General features: G+C 42.9%; 13 protein-coding genes. 7 read left to right on the plus strand and 6 right to left on the minus strand.

From position 1 onward, the window contains the following. Positions 1–10: 10 nt before the first annotated feature. The 3 genes from F565_RS0118875 to F565_RS0118885 all read left to right on the plus strand — a co-directional run bounded on the left by F565_RS0118875 (position 11) and on the right by F565_RS0118885 (position 2,141). The gene (locus F565_RS0118875; protein ID WP_020214808.1) at positions 11–919 is read left to right on the plus strand and encodes a helix-turn-helix domain-containing protein; all 909 of its coding nucleotides are present in this window, start codon (positions 11–13) and stop codon (positions 917–919) included. Between the two features lie 99 nt (positions 920–1,018). After that, positions 1,019–1,741: an SDR family oxidoreductase gene (locus F565_RS0118880; protein ID WP_020214809.1), complete on the plus strand. Its 723-nt coding sequence runs from the start codon at positions 1,019–1,021 to the stop codon at positions 1,739–1,741. A 55-nt stretch (positions 1,742–1,796) separates the two neighbouring features. Further along, positions 1,797–2,141 (plus strand): hypothetical protein, encoded by a 345-nt coding sequence (locus tag F565_RS0118885; protein ID WP_020214810.1) that lies wholly within the window; start codon positions 1,797–1,799, stop codon positions 2,139–2,141. A gap of 286 nt (positions 2,142–2,427) precedes the next feature. Here the strand turns inward: F565_RS0118885 and F565_RS0118890 are convergent, their stop codons facing one another. The 3 genes from F565_RS0118890 to F565_RS0118900 all read right to left on the minus strand — a co-directional run bounded on the left by F565_RS0118890 (position 2,428) and on the right by F565_RS0118900 (position 4,844). Further along, entirely contained in the window at positions 2,428–2,877 is a 450-nt protein-coding gene (locus F565_RS0118890) for a LexA family protein (protein WP_020214811.1), read from the minus strand. Further along, entirely contained in the window at positions 2,868–4,139 is a 1,272-nt protein-coding gene (locus F565_RS0118895; protein ID WP_020214812.1) for a Y-family DNA polymerase, read from the minus strand. The genes F565_RS0118890 and F565_RS0118895 overlap by 10 nt, the downstream gene beginning before the upstream one ends. 129 nt (positions 4,140–4,268) lie before the next feature. Next, positions 4,269–4,844, minus strand: coding sequence for a Crp/Fnr family transcriptional regulator (locus tag F565_RS0118900; protein WP_020214813.1), 576 nt, complete (start codon positions 4,842–4,844; stop codon positions 4,269–4,271). Positions 4,845–5,010: 166 nt separating this feature from the next. Here F565_RS0118900 and F565_RS0118905 point away from each other — a divergent pair, with 166 nt between their 5' ends. Beyond that, positions 5,011–5,763: an SDR family NAD(P)-dependent oxidoreductase gene (locus F565_RS0118905; protein WP_020214814.1), complete on the plus strand. Its 753-nt coding sequence runs from the start codon at positions 5,011–5,013 to the stop codon at positions 5,761–5,763. A gap of 134 nt (positions 5,764–5,897) precedes the next feature. Here the strand turns inward: F565_RS0118905 and F565_RS0118910 are convergent, their stop codons facing one another. Next, positions 5,898–7,070, minus strand: coding sequence for an MFS transporter (locus F565_RS0118910; protein ID WP_020214815.1), 1,173 nt, complete (start codon positions 7,068–7,070; stop codon positions 5,898–5,900). A 175-nt stretch (positions 7,071–7,245) separates the two neighbouring features. On the opposite strand from F565_RS0118910, the gene F565_RS0118915 reads away from it, so the two are divergent. Then, complete coding sequence (locus F565_RS0118915; protein ID WP_020214816.1) at positions 7,246–8,082, plus strand: alpha/beta hydrolase; 837 nt, start codon at positions 7,246–7,248, stop codon at positions 8,080–8,082. Between the two features lie 129 nt (positions 8,083–8,211). After that, positions 8,212–9,303, plus strand: a complete 1,092-nt coding sequence (locus tag F565_RS0118920; protein ID WP_169336042.1) for an L-dopachrome tautomerase-related protein — start codon at positions 8,212–8,214, stop codon at positions 9,301–9,303. 3 nt (positions 9,304–9,306) lie between these two features. Here the strand turns inward: F565_RS0118920 and F565_RS0118925 are convergent, their stop codons facing one another. Next, positions 9,307–10,080, minus strand: coding sequence for a polysaccharide deacetylase family protein (locus F565_RS0118925; protein WP_020214818.1), 774 nt, complete (start codon positions 10,078–10,080; stop codon positions 9,307–9,309). Positions 10,081–10,174: 94 nt separating this feature from the next. Continuing rightward, positions 10,175–12,448 carry a glycoside hydrolase family 3 N-terminal domain-containing protein gene (locus F565_RS0118930; RefSeq protein ID WP_020214819.1) on the minus strand — a complete coding sequence of 758 codons (2,274 nt, stop codon included), beginning with the start codon at positions 12,446–12,448 and terminating at the stop codon, positions 10,175–10,177. Positions 12,449–12,832: 384 nt separating this feature from the next. Here F565_RS0118930 and F565_RS0118935 point away from each other — a divergent pair. After that, positions 12,833–21,242 (plus strand): Ig-like domain-containing protein (locus F565_RS0118935; protein WP_154652670.1); only part of this gene is annotated, 8,410 nt, incomplete at its 3' end.

The following is a 21,242-nucleotide window of genomic DNA, read 5'->3' on the forward strand; positions in this document are numbered from 1 at the left end:
ACAATATCTTATGGACGCAATAACGTTAGAAGATTTTTACAAAAGTGCATCCGGGCGGCTCGTTCCCGAAGGTATAGGTAAAGAGATAGGCCATTTTAATGTTTTTAATGTGGGCGATATTGTAGCACAATACCGCATAAAGCCCTTTATGCCCTACAACCGCCGCAACTACTACAAGATAAGTTTTATATGCGGCCGCAACCGTGCCGAATATGCCGATAAAACCGTGGAGATAGATACCTACGCACTGCTATTTGCTTCGCCGCGCGTACCTTACAAATGGCACGCGCTCGATGAGAACCAGGGAGGCTTCTTTTGTATTTTTACCGATGAGTTTCTAGCTAAGGGAAAAAGCGGCGTTATAATAGACGACCTGCCTATTTTTTCTCCCGGTGGGTTTCCTGTTTTTATGATTGACGATGTTCAGGCTAAAGAAATTGAAGCCATATTTACAAAAATGCATACCGAGCTTGCAGGCCATTATGCTTTTAAGTACGACTTGCTGCGCAACTACATAATGGAGCTCATACATTACGGCCAGAAACTACAGCCCGATACAGGTTTGTACACAGCCAACACTTCATCCGCGAGGATAGTGTCGTTATTTATAGAACTACTGGAGAGGCAGTTCCCTATTGAGTCGCCACACCAAAAGCTAAGCCTTCGTACCGCAAAAGATTATTCTGACAGGCTTGCCTTGCATGTTAACCATCTTAATAAAGTACTTAAAGAAAGTACCGGCAAAACCACTACCGATTTTATTAAAAACCGCATAACGCAGGAAGCGAAAATACTCTTAAAGCAAACCGACTGGAATATATCTGAAATTGCATACGCGCTGGGTTTTGAAGAGGTAGCGCATTTTAGCAACTTCTTTAAAAAGCAAACGTCGCTTTCGCCAATAGGTTTCCGTTCCTGAAGCAATATTTGATTTTTGCAAATCGGCGATTGATGTTTACAAACCGTAACTAATATTCCTGCCCTAACTTTGTAGTATAATTAGTAAAGACAAAACAAGATGCAACTATCAAACAACAAAATTTTAATTACCGGCGGGGCAACCGGTATAGGATTAGGCCTTACCGAACGTTTTCTTAATGAAGGCAATACCGTTATTATTTGCGGAAGGCGCGAAAGTGTTTTAAAAGAAGTTTCAGATAAATATCCGGAAGTTATAACTAAAGTTAGCGACCTCTCTGTTCAAGATGATCGCGTAGCGCTTTACAACTGGGTTGCAGAAAATCATCCTGACCTTAACGTGCTTATAAACAACGCAGGAATACAAAACTGGATGACTATTGATGATGCCGACTTTATGGAGCGCGCAGATGCTGAGATTGTTACAAACATTGTAGCACCCATGCACCTTACTAAGCTATTTTCTTTGTTACCATCGCTTAAAACGCTAATTAATGTTACGTCTGGCCTTGCATTTGTACCTGCCAGTAAAATAGGGGTGTACAGTGCTACTAAAGCGTTCTTTCATTCTTTTACACTTACTACCCGCTACGTATTAAAAGATAAAGGCATAGAGGTAATAGAACTTATTCCGCCTGCGCTTGACACAAACCTTGGCGGTACAGGCATACACAGTAGCTTTCCTCCTGTAAGCGGTTTTATTGATAAGGTATTTGAAGATTTGCAAAAAGGCGAGGAAGAGATTACGTATTTACACAGTACCGATATGGCAAATGGCGGCCCCGAAGTACTTAAGGCCCGTTTTAAAATACTTAATCCTTAAAATTTATGCCGGGTAAAACCGGCATTTTTGATTAATATATTTATCTTGAAAACTCATGAAAATAGTCAGCATACTACTTATATTTATTACTGCTTTTTTAAACTTTAAGCATGCCTGGGACGGACTTATAAGCACCAAGCCGGAAAGCACCCAAATGCTGTCGCAACTGGGTATTAACAGTACAGCAGGTTTAATATTGGGCGTACTTTCTTTAGTTGTTGGAATAATGATATTATTGCCGCAAACATTTTTTGCAGCCTGCCTCATTAACGCCGTTATGATTGTTGTAATTATGGCATTGGCATTACGATCCGGCAACATAAAAATTGCACTTATCGAGATTCCGTTTTTATTATTGCCTTTAGTTATGATCTGGCTGGGACATCCTTTAAAAAAGTAACACAACCTTTCTAAAGAGATAGAGCGTTAACACATCTTCAATCATTATATTCCTCTTCTTTTGTCTTGAAACAAAAGAAGCAAAAATTCAAGGCTCAACTTCTTATGCTACAAATTATAAGCTTCGGCTAAATCATTTGAACCTGCCTATGCCGGCAGGCAAGCTCGCTACGCTCAAACAGCAAATGATTCTTAACGCCTCAACTTATAATTTGCTTAACGCAACGAAGTTTAAGGCCTTAGCTTCACTCAAATTCGCTAACTCATAATCTAAAAATATTTAAAAATCACCCCACCCGCTTAACCACATACGTAACAATAGCCCAAATAATAAGCTGGTTTTCTTCGGTTACTTTTATGGGCTGGTAGGCGGTGTTTTCGGGCATTAAGTAAAGGCAGTCAACCTCCAGCTTAAGGCGTTTTACGGTAAATTCACCATCTATAAGGCAAATGGCGATGCGCCCGTCGGCAGGTTCTATACTGCGGTCTATAACAAGGAGGTCGCCATCATCTATACCGGCATCCGTCATAGACGATCCTGCAACTTTTATATAAAAAGTGCTCAGCGCATTGCGGGCAAGATGCTGGTTAAGGTCGATTTTATATTCCATAAAATCGAGCGCGGGAGACGGAAATCCCGCCGAAATGCTATGGCTTATCAACGGCAATGCAGTGTCTGCCCTCTGTTCGGGAGCATAAAAAGTAAGTGCAGGTTTTTTGTTTTTATCTACCGGCATTGCACAATAAGTATATCGTTAATATTTGTGGTATATCTTGGCGATCGCATTTCCTGTTTCATATCCCAGGTCTTCTCGGCCTGCGCGCCAAGCCTTATAACACGGCTGCCCATTTTTGCATTTACTTTGTCCATAGCCTGCATAAGTGCCAGGTGGCGCGGGTCTTCTTCAGTAAACATATTAAATTGCTTGGTGTTGTCAGGCACAAGTTCGCTAACAATAACCCCTGCTTTTTTAAATTTAACAGTATCAGTACTGGCAAGCATGTCTTTTAGCAACTGCACCGCAGCCCCACTTATTGTAAGTGCAGAGTTTGTGGCAAACGGCAATGTTACGGCCCTGCTGTAATGATACTTGGTATTTTCTATTTTGTGCTTATCGGCTACAAGCATAACAATAACGGTGTGGCACATAGAGTTTTGTTTCCTGAGCTTCTCGGCAGTAACGGTTGCAAAGGTACTCACCCGCTCCCGAATAAGGTCATAGTTTGTAAGCTGCTTAGGAAAACTGCGGGTAGTGGCAATGCTTTTCTTTTTTTCGGGCACGGCACCATCGCCAATGGCCGGCGTACCCTCCAGTTCCATTTTAATACGCATACCCACCACACCCATTTCACTTTTTATCCACGGCTCTAAATGAGGAAGGGTAAAGTCGTAGGCGGTAAGTATATTTTTAGCTTTAAGCTTTCGTACGGTACGGTAGCCTATGCCCCATACATCTTCTATTTTAAGCCACTTTAAGGCTTTTATACGCTTCTCTTCAGTATCCATTACATACACGCCTCCGGTACGTTCCTGGTATTTTTTTGCAATGCGGTTAGCCGCTTTAGAAAGTGTTTTGGTAGGAGCCACACCCACACATACAGGCAGGCTTAGCCACTTTAAAACCCGGTTGCGTATCTCTAAACCTTTAGCATGAAAATCGGGCACAGCCACACCATTAAAATCAAGAAAAGCCTCATCTATACTGTATACCTCTACATTTGGGGTGTATAATTCCATTATACCCATAACACGCTCACTAAGGTCTCCGTATAAAGAGTAGTTAGACGAGAAAACGCCTACACCATGCTCCTTAAGCATTTCCCGTATTTTAAATTCTGGTTCAGCCATGCCTATGCCCAGTGCCTTTGCCTCTTCACTGCGCGATATAATGCAGCCATCGTTATTAGACAGCACCACAACAGGCTTTCCCTGCCACTTAGGCTGGAAAACCCTCTCGCAGGAGGCATAAAAATTATTGCAGTCAATGAGGGCATACATACTGCAAAGTTAGCAGATTTGCAGTTACAGAATATTCAATTATTGAATGCGAAGAAATTTTAACCAAATAAAAATGCCCTTTCATGATTACTGAAAGGGCATCCTTGTTAAATATATTTTTTCTCTTACCTATTTAGAAATGCTTTTTTGTATGCGGGTAAGTATATCTGGTGTTGCACCCACGTAAGATGCTATCATGTCATGAGGTATGCGATGAGAAACGGCCTTATATTTATCAAGAAACCTACAGTATTTTTCTTTCTCGTTCATACTGATGCTTTCGTTAATATACTTATGAGTAATTTCGATATTCTTCTGGATCATACCACTCATAAGCGTATTAAATGTGTCAACTTTTTTGCACAATTCATGAAAATCCTTTTGCTCTATCAGTATAATATGGCTATCCTCTATAGCATCGGCACTAAAAGGCACAGGCTTTCCTGTTAAAAGGCTCGCCCGGTCACCCACCCAATAATCTGCCGGGGCAAAATTCAGGGTACATTCATTACCGTAATCATCTATGGTAAATGAACGCACAAGGCCGTTGCACACAAAGCCATTATAGGGCCAAATGCTACCTTCCTGTACAAATAATTCGTCTTTTTGTACCTTAATAATATGGCTCACTGCTTTTATCTGGTTAAGCTCTGTAGTTGTAAAGGCGGCTTTATCCAGCAGGTAGCGGCTAAAATTTTCGAACATTGGCTTTCAGTGAAATATAATTCAAATATATATAAAATTTAAATACACCGCTTTTACTCTGTAGGAAATCTTAATGTAGTGTTAAAACTATATTAAACGCTTCTTTTTGAAGCTTTGATTACGGGATAATAACTAACTTTATAGTATAACTTAAAAACAAGAACACATGTCTTTATTAGCAGGCAAAGTGGCAGTAGTTTCGGGCGCAGGATCCGGAATAGGCCGCGCAATAGCCGAAACGTACGCACTTGAGGGTGCTAAAGTAGTGGTAGCAGATGTAAGTACAGAGCACGGTGAAGAAACCGTAAAAGCAATAAAGGAAGCCGGTGGCGATGCTTTTTTTGTGAAGGCAGACTCATCTGTAGCCGAAGAAAACAAAAAGCTTGTTGAGGCTGTAGTAGCACAATATGGCAGGCTGGATATAGCCTGCAACAATGCCGGTATAGGCGGGCCCGCTGCGCCAACAGGAGAATATGAAATTGACGCCTGGGACAAAGTGATAGCACTTAACCTTAGCGGTGTGTTTTATGCCTGCCGTTACCAATTAGAGCAAATGGAAAAAAACGGCGGTGGCAACATTGTTAATATTGCCTCTATTCATGGTACGGTAGCAGCGCCTAATAGTGTGGCTTATACTGCTGCCAAGCATGGTGTGGTGGGCTTAACTAAAAACATTGCGGCGGAGTATGGACAGAAAAACATTCGCTGTAACGCTGTGGGTCCCGGTTACATAGAAACGCCATTACTTACGGCACATTCTAACAAAGATATGCTAAAAGCCCTCGAAGCTAAAGCACCTATGAACAGGCTGGGCACTGCGCAGGAAATTGCAGATTTGGTTACATTCCTTAGTTCAGATAAATCGTCGTTTACCACAGGCAGCTACATTATTGCCGACGGTGGTTACACTACTATTTAAATTAAACGTTTTTTATATTGTTGGATGAGGGGCTGTCTTTAGGGGCAGCCTTTTGTATTTAGCCTGATAAAGACATTTACCACATAGTAACATAAAATATATTACTGAAAGACTTCAAAGAAAACATAGTAAAATTAAACAGTTACCTTTTGCCGCTCCTTCCAAAGCATATATACCATACCCAGCAATACTATCCCGGCAGATATATACATGAGCAACGGTATACGCGCAATAATGTCCTGGTAATACCAGCCAGAAAATAACGCACCAAGCCCTATACCGGCTTCGAGGGCAATATACATAGTGGCTACAGCTTTACCACGATGATCTGGCAGGCTCAGGTCTATAGTCCAGGCATTAAGTGCCGGCGAAAGTATACCCGCTGCTATACCATACACTATTGCGGCCACTAAAAGCCCGGTCATATTTTTAGAGAATCCTGTAAGGACTATACCCGCGGCAAGCAGCACAAGCCCCAGTTTAATAATTTTGGTACGCCCGTAACGGTCAGACGCTTTTCCTGCCACAAAACGTATAATAAGCGAGGCTGTGGTAAACACCACAAAAAACATCCCTTTATTTGCTACACCTATAGACGGGGTAAAATCGGGCAACAGGGTAAGCAATACCCCACTGCTAACATAAGACATAAACGTTACTATGGCTGCCGGGAGCACCTCTGGCGCAATGATATCCCTTCGGGATATTTTAAGCAACGAAAGGCTAAACTTTTGTTTTACTTTAATGGTTTCCTTAAGGTTCATAAGGATAAGTATAGACATAAGGGCAAAGGCAGATGACACATAAAAAAGTATGTTTAACGAAAAATGCCTCGTTATATAATCTCCTATAGCGGGACCTATAGCCATACCGGTGCTAAAGCACAAACCGTGTATACCCAACGCTTCTCCCCAGCGTTCCTTTGGGGCAATATCTGCTACATAAGCTGCGGTGGCAGTAGGTTTAAAACCGGTACTAAAACCATGAAGGAGCCTTAAAAACAAAAACCCCGCAACCGACCCTAATACAGGGTACAGTAAGCCACATACAAAACACACTACCGACCCGAATGCCATTACCGGCACACGCCCCACAGTATCTGTAAGCCTGCCGCTAAACGGTCGCGAGATTCCGGCAGTAAGGGTAAAAAGCGCAATAATAAGCCCTTTATATTCGGCACCGCCAAGGCTGCTAAGGTAAGCAGGCAGTTCCGGGATAAGCATATTAAAGCTTGCCGAAAACAGCAGCGAGCTTAAGCACAGCAGGCCAAAGTGCAGGTTGTATATGGGGTGTATTTCTTTTTGCATATTTTTTGAAGTGTGCAAAGCTACGGTTTTGATTTTGGATTTCAGATTTTAGATCTAAGATTTCAGACTGAGCTACAGCTAAAGGTTAAAATGCATATCCAACTAAAAAACACCTTATAAAATATATGCCTGCATTACCTGTAAAATTGTAATTTAGTGCGGTTAAGATTCTATAATGAAAAACCTGTTCTCATTACTCGTCACCTTTATTTTACTGCATACATTTTCGGCACATAGCCAGTTGGGGCCTAAAGACCTCATACAACTGCAATATGCTGCCGCAAAGCAAAATACACTCGACCTTTACCTGCCTAAAACCTATACCGAAGCCACTCCGGTAATCATACTTTTACACGGCGGTGCCTGGATGATGGGCGGTAATGAGTATACCGGCAAAACAGCCAAAGACCTGCGTAACCGCGGTTTTGTAGTGGCTAATGTAGACTATCGTTATGTAAATGATACCGTGCATGGCCGCGACTTGCTTATGGATATAGATAAAGCTGTTACTTTTATACAAAAAAAAGCTGCAGAGTACCATTACAAACCTGCCGGTTATCATATAGCAGGCATAAGCGCCGGTGCACACTTAGCATTATTGTATGGTTATACAAGCCTTAAAAGCATAAAGTCTATTACGGCATTGTGCCCGCCCACGCAGCTTGATGACCCTGAAACATTAACGGCGCTGCAAAAAAACAACCTTGTAAAAAACGTAGAGCTTTTAGCTAATGCAGCCTATACACCGGGTAAAATACCCAACCCGAAATTTACCACCGTTAGCCCGTATGCCCATGTTAAGGCCATACCCACACTATTGTTTCATGGCGACAAAGACGATTTAGTACCATATACACAATCGGCGTTTTTATATGAGATACTTAAAGAAAAAAAGGTAATCTCTAAATTTATAACAATGGAAGGCAAAGGCCACGATTGCGGCATGAACCAGCCCGATAGCGAAAAGCGTGTACTCGATGAAATTGTAAAATGGGTAGAAGAGTATAATTAACTAATTTTACTATAGACGCTTTAACTTTTACCTTTATATTTTTAATACAATTTTATCCTTTACCGGTTGTTTCATTTGTAATTTAGAAGCCTTTGCAAACAAGCAAATATCTTTATGATTACAAATGCAATGAAAAAATTATTCCTTACCATAATAATTACCGGTTCTGCCATGGCTCAAACTAAAAGCTCACAACTGGAAGAAGTAGCGCAGTTTGGTAATAACCAGCCCATAGGCGTGGCGGTGCAAACCAGTACGAACAGGGTATTTGTGTCTTTTCCGCACAATGAACCTTTTTTATATGCCGTTACCGAAATTATAGACGGCAAGCGCATTCCTTACCCTAATGAGGAATGGAATGAAATCCCTAAAGTTGCAGATGCAAAGCATTACAATAATGCACAGGATATGTATGCCGATGACAAAGGTTATCTCTGGGTGCTTGATTCTAAGCCTGCGGGAGGTGCATCTGTTTTTGGCGATTCGGGACAGGGAAAACAAGGTGAATTTAAGCTGATACAATTTGACCTTAAAACTAATAAAGAGGTAAAAACCTACTTTTTTAGTGGCCTGCCTAAAGACAAAAGTGGGCTTAACGATGTTCGGGTTGATACCGGAAAACAACTGGCCTACCTCTCTGACCCCGCACTTAAAGCCATTGTAGTTTTAGACTTAAAGACCGATACCGTGCGGGTAGTTTTGCAAAACGATAAGTCGACTACAGCAACACCGGGCTATAACCTTACTATAGATGGCAAAGAAATGATTGATGATAAAGGCAAACCCTTTAGCAGTAATGTAAATGGCATAGCACTTACTAAAGACAACAAGTACTTTTACTACAAGCCCATAAACCACGACAATTTATACCGTATTGAAACCCGGTATTTAGCCGATGCAAAACTTTCTGCAGCAGAGCTTTCTGCCAAAGTAGAAACTGTTGCCAGTGCCGGTGTTACCCACGGGCTGGAGTGCGATGCAAGAGGAAACATCTATTACGGGCATTCGCCAAGCCACTCGATAAAATATGTATCGCCGGATGGTAATGTAAATACATTAGTGGCTGACGAGCGCATTATCTGGCCCGATTCTTTTGGAGTGGGCAGTGATGGTTACCTGTATTTTAGCTGTGCCCAGCTTAACCGCCTGCCTAAATACAACAAAGAAGAAAACAGGGTAGAATATCCTTTAAGGGTTTTCAGGGTTAAAATGCCAAAATAGCAACTATAAACCGGGTAATTGTGACATTGTATAGAATTTCATATTGTTAGCCTTAACATACTTACAAATTTCTATAAGGGTGTTATATTCAGTTTCATAGTCTATGTGCGCTGTTTGTACAGGCCTATGCGCATAAAAAACCACAATTTTGTTATTCTTTTTGGCATATTCTAATAGCGACAAAAAATAAGGCACATTAAAGTGGCTGTAACTATTATCTATCCCTAAACCATATACAACCGGACTGCCGGTATAATAACAATTGTGTGTGTCCGGGTTCAGCCTGCCGTATGTAGTGCCTCGCAATATAGAGAAATGATTAAGCAAAAGATCATCGGTACCTTTGTTTCTTGCCCCAAACGGGTATGCAAAAGACGTGGCATGCAGGCCCCCACCATCCATTATGGCAACCATAGGAGTTATTTCTGTATTTAAATAAGCCTCAACTCCTTTAACAGCAATATATTGCGACGCGTTTAAATGGTTAAGGCCATGCCCTCCTATTTCGTGTCCGTATTGGTTAAACGCTTCAAGCTTTGCAATTTTAGCATCATCCAACTGGCCACATTTAGTTACAAAAAAAGTAGCTTTCCAGTTATAAGTTTTAAGAATATCATCGGCAGCAGCCCAATTGTCAACATAATCGTCATCGAGGGTAATAACCACACCGGGGCTGTAACCTGCTGAAACCGGTTGTGGGCTTATGCTATTATCATCGCCGGTACACGAAAACAAAATAAAAAACGCAAGGACAAGAACATATTTAAATGGCCTCATATAATTAAGGTGCTGTAGTATTAGTTTACATCACAACAGCATTGCAGCTAAATACCCTACGTGCTTTTAAAAATTTTACTTTGGCTTTACCAAATTACTTTACCACGATAGTTTTATTGAATATAATATTATCTGATGCACTGCCTACCTGAATTTCAAATTCTCCCGGTTCCACCACCTTTTGCATACGGGCATTATAAAGGGTAAGTTCCTGTACCGGCACCTGTAATGTAATAATAGCACGTTTGCCTGCCTTTATAAATTCTTTCTTAAACGCTTTAAGCTGCTGTATTGGGGTAGCCACACTGCTAACCTTATCGCGCACATAAAGTTGTACTACTTCTTTACCATCTGTAGCACCAGTATTTTCTACTTCTACCGTTACAGTAACAGTATCTTTATAGGTAAAAACAGAATTGTTTAAAGCACAGCTATTATACTTAAACGTGGTATAACTAAGACCGTAGCCAAAATTCCAAAGTGGCTCGGGCGTATCAAAAATATAATGTCCTTTAGGATCAGACACAGATCCGGGCTTATCAAAAGGCTCTTCCCTGTCGGTTACAAAATGGTTATAATAAGAAGGCGAATTACCTGTGCTTCGGGGAAAAGAAACATTTAACCTCCCGGACGGGTTAACAGCACCCGTAATAATATCTGCCAGTGTGCGCCCCTGCTTTTCGCCGCCATACCACTGTACCAATACTGCATCGGCATTTTCTTTTACCCATGGCATTGCCAGTGGCTTGCCTGCAATAAATACCACTATCATGGGTTTTCCTGTTGCTTTAACCGCCTCTAAAAGCTGCTGCTGTGCACCGGGCAATTCCAGCGATGATAAGTCGAACCCCTCTCCCGCTGTACTGTATTTAGGGCTCCGGCCCAAAAAAGTACTGCGTGTACCTATGGCAACAATTGCAATATCGCTGTCTTGCGCAGCCTTTACAGCCTGGGCAATCCCGGTAGTATTTGTGCTCCACCAGTCGCAGCCTTCGGCATAGTTTATAGCAACTTTACTACCGGCAACCTCCTTAAGCCCCTGCAATAAATTTGTACCTTCTTTAGTATCGGGCATTGTCCAGGCATAATCGCCAAAAACAACCTGATTGCTGTTTGGCCCAATAACAGCTATAGATTTATATTTTGAAAGATTAAGCGGCAAAAGGTTATTGCTGTTTTTAAGCAGGATAGCACTTTCATCTGCCACCTCTTTTGCAAGGGCTATTTTTTGTGCATTGCGCACTACTTTGTTTACCTTTTCAGGATTACCATAAGGGTTATCAAAAAGGCCAAGGGTAAATTTAACCGTTAATACCCGGCGCACTGCAAGGTCTATATATTTAATATCTAATTTGCCACTGCTAACCAGCTGTTCTAAATTATTATAGGATGCATCTATATTAAGGTCTACACCGGCAATAAGTGCCATGATGGCTGCTTCATCATTTGTTTCCACGGCATGGTGAAAGGTCCTGAGCCGCTCTACCGATCCCCAGTCGGAATATACATACCCTTTAAAACCCAGTTCGCCGCGCAAAATATCGGTCATATAATAAGGAGAGCCCGTAACAGCAAGCCCATCATAAGCACTATAACATGACATAACCGATAATGGGTTTGTAGCACCGATAACTTTTTGAAAAGGGTATAGGTAAAGGCTTCTCATTTCGCGTTCGCCCCCCGTTACATTAGCACAGTTTAAACCACCCGACGGGCTGCCATGTGCAAGAAAATGTTTCGGCGTACAGGTAATATTGTATTTTTGGTACCCATTTATAAAAGCTATACCCATTTGTGAAATAAGGTAAGGGTCTTCGCCAAAAGTTTCTTCTACACGGCCCCATCTCAGTTCGCGGGCAATATCTAAAACAGGAGATAATATCTGGTGTATGCCTATCGCCTGAGCCTCCTCGCCGGCAGCAGAGGTCATGCGCGTAATAAGTTCGGGGTTAAAAGTACTTGCCTGTGCTAATGCGTGCGGAAAAATAGTACAATTATTTTGCAATATGCCCTCTATACCTTCTACCGCAGTAATAATAGGTATGCCCAAACGTGTTTTAGTAAGCATATATTTTTGCAGTTGATTATACATTACTGCACAATCGTAAGCATTCATGTTCATTTCATGGGTACAGCCGTAACTCTCTCCGCTGAATATGGATGCTATTTCTGACGCTTTACCGGATGCCCTGTTTTGCATCTGCATTACTTTTTCTTTTAAGGTCATGCGTTTCAGCAAATCATCCACTCTTTCGGCAACTGCCACATTTTTATTTTTATAAAGTATTTTATCTGTTTGTTGTGCCCTTACGGCCAACGGGAGGATAAATACCATTGTAACTGTTATAGTGAAAAAAATAGATTTCATAATTGATTTTGAGATTTTATAGAAACAAATATAAAACATCAAAACAAAATTATACTATACTATTCTATATATCAAATTCTAAATATTCGTTTTTGAGTTTAAGACAGTCAATTTAACCTTATCAACTATTATCATTGAAAAATATTATGGTTTGCAAGTAAATGATTACATTTTTATTAACTAAAGCATTAATATTAACGATTTCTTAAAGTTTGGATTATTTACTATTTAATTATGTTAATAGATAAAATTTATTAAAACTTCTTACAAACATGGCTTATTTAATTATTAATACATGTTAATTTTAACAAAAAATACCTATTAATGGGTATTTTTTGCATTTGATTTTACATTACATTGCGCACTAAAACCAATCAATTGATTATGAAGCATTTTTTACTCACCTTACTCATGTTATCGAGTATATGTTTCTATGGGCAAACCTGCTCAATACCAAGAAACATTACTGCAACAACTGTAACAGCCAGCACTGCAAACCTTAGCTGGACCGCGCCTGCTACAGGCACACCTACAGGTTACCAGTATTCGGTAACAACATCAGCCTCGCCACCATCTTCGGGTACGGCAACTACCGCTACATCTATAACAGGATATAGCATTACCGCAGGCACAACCTATTATGTACATGTAAGAACAAATTGTTCCGGCACTTACAGCAACTGGTCTACTTATATATTTTATTCGGGCCACTGCAGGCCTGTACCGGTAAATGCCCTGGGCAACGGTATTACAAATGTAACCCTGGGCACTATAAACAACACCACTACATCTGAAACAGGGAATTACGGAAACTATACCTCTCAGGTAGTAAATGTAGGCCAGGGTTCTACACAGACATTTAGTGTAACTTTTGATTATTCCGGTTATAATTACAATACTATAATATGGGTAGACTGGAATAACGATTATGATTTTGATGATTCGGGCGAAACGCTTTACACCGGCACCTCTACTAATAATTATCCATCTGTACTGTCAGGCTCATTTAATGTTCCGTCGTCAGCATCTCTTGGTAATCATCGCCTAAGAGTAGGCAGCGCCTATTATTACACTCCTTCTCCATGCTACAGCGGCGACTATGGTGCCTTCGAAGATTATACGGTAAATGTTACTGCAACCTGTAATCCGCCTACAAACCCTACAGTAACAACCCCAACTACCACAACTGCAAACCTAAGCTGGACCGCCCCATCAACAGGGTCGCCTACAAACTATCAATATGCAGTAACCACATCGGCCACACCACCGGCTACGGGCACTACAACTACTGCCACATCTATTAACAACTATTCACTTTCTACAGAAGGTGTTTACTATTTACATGTAAGAAGTAACTGTTCAAGCACATACAGCAGCTGGGCAACCGCTACATTTAGCTCAGGATATTGCAGGCCTGCACCTACAAACACTATTGGCTATGGTATAACCAATGTAACGTTGGGCTCTATAAACAACACTACCAACTGGGAGAGCGGCAACTATGGTAATTATACCTCCCAGATAGCTAATTTAGGCCAGGGATCTACCCAGACATTCAACATTACTTTTGATTATTCAGGGTATAACTACAATACAAAAATATGGGTAGACTGGAATAATGACCTTGACTTTGATGATGCAGGCGAAACAATTTATACAGGAACGTCTCAGCAAACATATCCTGCCGTAATAAGCGGAAGTTTTACCGTACCTGCAACAGCAGCTTTAGGCAACCACCGTTTAAGGATAGGTACTGCTTATTTTTATACTCCTACCCCATGTTATAACGGGGAATATGGCAGCTATGAAGATTATACTGTAAATATTACAACGCCATGCAATGCCCCTACAAATGTTGCGGCAACGGCAACATCGACCACAAGAGCAAATTTTAGCTGGTCTGCGCCAAGCACCGGGTCGCCTACAAACTATCAGTATGCCGTTACAACATCGGCCACGCCTCCTGCAACCGGTACTACAACTACTGCTACATCTATAAGTAATTATGCTGTATCATCCGGCAGTTATTACCTGCATGTAAGGAGTAACTGCTCCGGTACTTTTAGCGACTGGGTAAGTTTATCCTTTACCACAGGCCTTTGTACACCTGTACCACAATATTCTTTAGGACAAGGAATTACTAATGTAACCCTTGGTACTATAAATAACACAACCGGGGCCGAGAGTGCCAATTACGGTAATTACTCGTCTCAAATTGCTAATGTGGGCCAGGGCTCTACGCAAACTTTTAGTGTTACTTTTAACTATACAGGCTACAGCTATAATACCGTAGTATGGGTAGACTGGAATAACGACCTTGACTTTGACGATGCAGGTGAAGTGGTTTACACCGGCACATCTGATGCTAATTTATACCCCGTAGCATTATTAACAGGCAGCTTTACAGTTCCTGCAGCTGCTGCATTGGGCAATTACCGTTTAAGGGTAGGTACAACCTATTATTCTTACACACCTACTCCATGCTATACAGGAGAATATGGCAGTTATGAAGATTACACCCTTAATGTAACCGCGCCATGTACTGCGCCAACGGCACCATCTGTGGCAAACCCCACAACTAATAGCGTAGATATAAGCTGGACAGCACCCGCAACCGGTACACCCACAAATTATCAATATGCAGTTACAACATCTCCAAATCCGCCTTCAACAGGATCATCTGCAACAAGTACTGCTGTAACCAGTTATAGCGTAACTCCCGGCGGCATGTACTATTTGCATGTAAGAAGTAACTGTTCCGGCACATACAGCAACTGGGTTACATCTGCACCGTTTCAGGCAGGTGGCTTGCAGGGCGACAGCTGTGCTACTGCTATAGACCTTAATACACTAACAAGCCCTTACTCATCGTCTACAGTAAATGCATATAACAACTTTGCTTCACCATGTTATGGCGACACTTCGTCTCCTGACCTTATTTATTACATAAATGTACCGGTAGGAGGCACACTAACAATAAACCAAACGTATGCCAGCTTTAGCGCAGTAAACTATATTGGTTACGGCGGGGCATGCCCTGGCGAAACACAAATAAATTGCTTTTACCAAAACAGCGGCACAGGTACCGGCACTGCAAATGTATGGACTAACAATACGGGTAGTGACCAGACTGTGTACTGGGTAGAAGAAGGCTATTATGGCTCAGGTTCATTTACACTTACCTGGTCGCTTAACGTTCCCTGCGGATTACCTTCGGGCGTTGTAGGAAGTGCAACATCTGCAATAGCAGCAAACCTTACATGGGCAGCACCTACAAGCAATACACCTTCAGGCTACCAGTATGCCGTTACAACATCGGCAACGCCACCATCTACAGGTACTGCAACCTCTGCAACTACAGTTACGGGCTACACTATAACATCGGGGGTTACGTATTATCTTCATGTAAGGTCTACCTGTTCGGGTTCAAACAGCGCATGGGTTACATCGGCAGGATTTACAAGTGTTGCCTCCGGCGATACCTGTTCTACCTCTATAGACCTTTCTACACTTACAAGCCCTTACTCTTCCTCTACCACCGCTGCAACAAACAATTATACTTTTGGTTGTGGAGGCGAAGGAAACGACCAGGTATACTTTATTAATGTACCAAACAATGCTACATTAACAATAGGCCAGTCAGTAAACTCGTATGACTCTGTTATATATGTGGGCTACGGCGGTACATGCCCGGGCACTACAGAAATATCATGTTTTGATGAAGATGATACCGATGTGGTTACCTGGACAAACACCACAGGTAGTACTAAAAAAGTATTCTGGGTACAGGATGGCTTTTATCCCGGCGGTGGCGACTTTACCCTTGTGTGGTCGCTATCTACCGATGTGCCTTGTGCAACACCTGCCCCTACAGCATCATCTCAAACATTGTGTAACGGTGCTACGGTTGCTAACTTAACAGCAACAGGCACTATATTAAAATGGTATGCAGCCACCACCGGTGGTACGGCACTTGCCACATCTACATCGTTAGCTACAGGTACTTACTATGTATCGCAAACTTTAAATAACTGCGAAGGTGCAAGAGCTGCCGTTGCAGTAACCATAAATACTACGCCTGCCCCTACGGCATCAGCACAATCATTTTGTAATGGTGCTACATTAAGCAACCTTACTGCTGTGGGTACAGGCCTGCAATGGTATACTGCTGCCAATGGCGGTACTGCTTTACCGGGTACAACTGTTCTTACAACAAGGTCATACTATGTATCGCAGACACTTAACAACTGCGAAAGCGCAAGGACAGCGGTTACCGTTACAATCAACGTAACACCTGCACCAACAGCGTCAGAACAGGCATTTTGCTCATCGGCCACTGTGGTTAACCTTGTAGCTACAGGTTCTGGCTTAAAATGGTATTCTTCTGCTACTGGCGAAACTGCTCTATTAGCCACCACGCCATTAGCTACAGGCAGCTATTATGTATCTCAAACAATTAATTCATGCGAAAGCGCAAGGACACAGGTACCTGTATTTGTAACAACTATAGCGGCACCTGCAGCTTCGGCACAGTCATTATGTAATGGCGCAACGGTAGCTAACCTTACTGCAACAGGCACCAACCTGAAATGGTATGCAGATGCTACCGGCGGAACCGCCCTAACATCTTCAACAGCTTTAAACGGAGGTACCTATTATGTGTCTCAAACCGTTAGCACCTGCGAAAGTACAAGGACCAGCGTTGCGGTTACCGTAACCAATACACCACCACCCACAGCATCGGCACAGTCATTCTGTAATGGCGCTACAGTAAGCAGCCTTACTTCTACCGGCGCAGGAGTACAATGGTATACTGCAGCTACAGGCGGTGCAGCATTAACGGGCACAACTGTACTTACAACAAGGACGTATTACGTATCGCAAACATTAAACTCGTGCGAAAGTGCAAGGACTGCTGTTGCGGTAACAATTAACACAACTCCGGTACCTACAGCAAGCGCACAAACATATTGTGCCGGCACAACAGCTGCAAGCTTGACCGCAACAGGAACGGACTTACAGTGGTACAGTACCACAACAGGCGGAGCCGCTATAGCCGCTACAGATGTTCTTACCACAAGAACATACTATGTATCTCAAACATTAAATACCTGCGAGAGTACAAGGACAGCCGTTGCAGTAACTATAAATACTACAATTGCTCCTACAGCAAGTGCACAAACATTTTGTAACGGTGCAACCGTTAGCAATTTAGTTGCCAGTGGGACAGCTACACAATGGTATGATGTGGCTACAGGTGGTACAGCTTTAACAGCTAACACTACCTTATCTACAGGAACATACTATGTATCGCAAACGCTTAACTCATGCGAAAGCGCAAGGACAGCCGTTGCGATAACTATCAATACTACAACTACTGCACCTACTGCAAGTGCACAAACATTTTGTAACGGCGCAACTGTAAGCAGCCTTACAGCCACAGGTACTGCGTTAAAATGGTATACAACTGCTACAGGTGGAGTAGCATTAACAGCTACAGCTACTTTAGCAACAAATACCTATTATGTATCGCAAACGCTTAACTCGTGCGAAAGTGCAAGGGTAGCCGTTGCGGTAACTATTAATACAACTCCGGCACCTGCTGCATCGGCACAGACTTTCTGTAATGGCGCAACAGCTGCAAGCTTAACAGCTACAGGAACAAGCTTACAGTGGTATACTGCTGCAACAGGTGGTACAGCTATAGCTTCTGCAACTTTACTTACTACAAGAACGTACTATGTATCTCAAACATTAAATACATGCGAGGGTACGAGGACAGCAGTTGCGGTTACTATTAACACTACTGCCGCGCCAACAGCTTCGGCACAGACTTTCTGTGTTGGAACAACCGTTGCAGGCTTAACAGCTACAGGAACAGGGTTGCAATGGTACAGTACTGCTACTGGCGCAACTGCCTTAGCATCAACTACTACACTTGCAACCGGTAACTACTATGTATCTCAAACACTTAACAATTGCGAAAGTACAAGGACAAGTGTTGCGGTAACTGTTAACACTACAGCAGCACCAGCAGCATCGGCACAAACATTCTGTAACGGAACAACCGTTGCCGGCCTTGTTGCAAGTGGTACTTCACTACAATGGTACGCAAATGCTACAGGCGGAACAGCTTTAACAGCCACAGCTACATTAGCAACAGGCACTTACTATGTATCACAAACGCTAAACGCCTGCGAAAGTGTAAGGACAGCAGTAACGGTTACAATAAACACTACTGCGACTCCTACAGCATCGGCACAAGCATTCTGTAACGGTGTAAACGTAAGTAGCCTTACAGCGAATGGTACCGACTTAAAATGGTACACTGCCGCAACCGGCGGAACGGCTTTAGCTACTTCGGCTACGTTATCATCAGGCACATATTATGTATCACAAACGCTTAACTCGTGCGAAAGTACAAGGACAGCGGTTGCGGTAACAGTATACACTACTCCTGCACCTGCGGCTACAGCACAAACATTTTGTGTTGGTACAACTGTGGCAAGCTTAACAGCTACAGGAACTTCGGTACAATGGTATAGCACTGCCACAAGCGGTAGTGCTTTAGCATCTACTACTACATTGGCTACAGGTACCTATTATGCATCGCAAACACTTAATTCGTGCGAAGGCACAAGGACAGCTATTGCGGTAACCATTAATACTACTCCGGCTCCTACTGCAACAGCACAAACCTTCTGTAATGGTACAACTGCGGGCAGCCTTGTTGCAAGCGGTACTTTACTACAATGGTATGCTACAGCTACAGGCGGAACGGCTTTAGCTTCTACAGATGTTTTAGCTACAGGCAATTACTATGTAACGTCAACGCTTAATACCTGCGAAAGTGTAAGGACAGCTGTTGCGGTTACCATCAGCCCTGTTACACCAGCTCCTACAGCAAGTGCACAAACTTTCTGTGCAGGCGCGACGCTGACAAGCTTAACCGCTACAGGAACAGGTTTACAGTGGTATGCTAATGCTACCGGCGGTACTGCTTTAGCTTCTACAGCGACATTGGCTACAGGTACTTATTATGTATCTCAGACATTAAACAACTGCGAAAGCACAAGGACGGCAGTAGCCGTAATAATAAATACTACCCCGGCTCCTGTAGCTGCTGCTCAGGCTTTCTGTAACAGCGCTACCGTGGCTAACTTAACTGCTACAGGAACTTCGGTTCAGTGGTATACAGCTGCAACGGGTGGTACAGCTTTAGCTTCTACGGCTTCGCTTTCTACAGGAACCTACTATGCATCGCAAACGCTTAACAACTGCGAGGGAGTAAGGACTGCTGTTAGCGTAACAATTAATATTACTGCGGCTCCTATTGCAAGCGCACAAACTTTTTGTAACAGTGCTACTGTGGCGAATTTAACTGCTACTGGTACAGGCTTACAATGGTATGCTGATGCTACGGGCGGAACAGCCTTAGCTGCTACAACTTCACTAACAGCAGGAACATATCATGTGTCGCAGACTTTAAATAGCTGCGAAAGTATAAGGACAGCTGTTACGGTAACTATTAACGTTACTGCTGCACCAACGGCTTCGGCACAGACTTTCTGTAACGGAACAAGCGTGAGCAGCCTTGTTGCAAGCGGCACAAGCCTAAAATGGTATGCTACTGCAACAGGTGGTACAGCTTTAGCTTCTACAGCTACGTTAGCTACAGGTACGTATTACGTATCTCAAACGCTTAACAGCTGCGAAGGCCTACGCACTTCGGTAGCGGTTACCATCAATACAACTCCGGCTCCAACAGCTTCGGCACAAACTTTCTGCTTTGGCGCAACTGTTGCAAGCTTAACTGCTACAGGAACAGGTTTACAGTGGTATGCTGCCGCAACTGGTGGTACAGCTTTAGCTGCTACAGCTACTTTAGCAACCGGAACCTATTATGTATCTCAAACGCTCAACACTTGCGAAAGTGCAAGAATAGCGGTTAGCCTAACTATAAACACAACTGTTGCCCCAACAGCATCTGCACAGACTTTCTGTAACAGTGCTACCGTGGCAGATCTTAATGCTACCGGAACAGGTTTACAGTGGTATGCTGCCGCAACTGGTGGTACAGCTTTAGCTGCTACAGCTACTTTAGCAACCGGAACCTATTATGTATCTCAAACGCTCAACACTTGCGAAAGTGCAAGAATAGCGGTTAGCCTAACTATAAACACAACTGTTGCCCCAACAGCATCTGCACAGACTTTCTGTAACAGTGCTACCGTGGCAGATCTTAATGCTACCGGAACAGGTTTACAGTGGTATGCTGATGCTACAGGCGGAACTGCTTTAGCTTCTACAGCTTCTTTAGCTCCAGGAACGTATTATGTATCGCAAACCCTTAACAGCTGCGAAGGCCCGCGTGCCTCTGTGGTGGTTACTATAAACACTACCCTTGCCCCAACGGCATCTGCCCAGACTTTCTGTAACGGAACAACGGTTAGCAGCCTTGTTGCAAGTGGCACATCACTACAATGGTACACTGCTGAAACTGGTGGAACTGCTTTGGCTGCTACCGCTGTATTAGCGACAGGTACTTATTATGTATCGCAGACGCTAAACAACTGTGAAGGCCCACGCGCTTCGGTAGCTGTAAGTATTACAACTACGCCTGCTCCAACAGCAAGGGCTCAGACTTTCTGTGCAGGCGCAACTGTGACAAGCTTAACAGCTACAGGAACCGATGTAAAATGGTATGATGTTGCAACGGGTGGAACGGCTTTAGTCGATACTGCTACTCTTGCAACAGGTACTTATTATGTAACGCAAACCCTTAATGCATGTG

The organism is Flavobacterium rivuli WB 3.3-2 = DSM 21788 (genome assembly GCF_000378485.1).
GTDB lineage: Bacteria > Bacteroidota > Bacteroidia > Flavobacteriales > Flavobacteriaceae > Flavobacterium > Flavobacterium rivuli.

Bases quoted from the DNA above. Each gene is read 5' to 3' on its own strand.
- F565_RS0118925 (WP_020214818.1), bottom strand. From the start codon at position 10,080: ATGAGGCCATTTAAATATGTTCTTGTCCTTGCGTTTTTTATTTTGTTT.
- F565_RS0118875 (WP_020214808.1), top strand. From the start codon at position 11: ATGGACGCAATAACGTTAGAAGATTTTTACAAAAGTGCATCCGGGCGG.
- F565_RS0118910 (WP_020214815.1), bottom strand. From the start codon at position 7,070: ATGCAAAAAGAAATACACCCCATATACAACCTGCACTTTGGCCTGCTG.
- F565_RS0118930 (WP_020214819.1), bottom strand. From the start codon at position 12,448: ATGAAATCTATTTTTTTCACTATAACAGTTACAATGGTATTTATCCTC.
- F565_RS0118900 (WP_020214813.1), bottom strand. From the start codon at position 4,844: ATGTTCGAAAATTTTAGCCGCTACCTGCTGGATAAAGCCGCCTTTACA.
- F565_RS0118905 (WP_020214814.1), top strand. From the start codon at position 5,011: ATGTCTTTATTAGCAGGCAAAGTGGCAGTAGTTTCGGGCGCAGGATCC.
- F565_RS0118885 (WP_020214810.1), top strand. From the start codon at position 1,797: ATGAAAATAGTCAGCATACTACTTATATTTATTACTGCTTTTTTAAAC.
- F565_RS0118895 (WP_020214812.1), bottom strand. From the start codon at position 4,139: ATGTATGCCCTCATTGACTGCAATAATTTTTATGCCTCCTGCGAGAGG.
- F565_RS0118920 (WP_169336042.1), top strand. From the start codon at position 8,212: ATGAAAAAATTATTCCTTACCATAATAATTACCGGTTCTGCCATGGCT.
- F565_RS0118915 (WP_020214816.1), top strand. From the start codon at position 7,246: ATGAAAAACCTGTTCTCATTACTCGTCACCTTTATTTTACTGCATACA.
- F565_RS0118890 (WP_020214811.1), bottom strand. From the start codon at position 2,877: ATGCCGGTAGATAAAAACAAAAAACCTGCACTTACTTTTTATGCTCCC.
- F565_RS0118880 (WP_020214809.1), top strand. From the start codon at position 1,019: ATGCAACTATCAAACAACAAAATTTTAATTACCGGCGGGGCAACCGGT.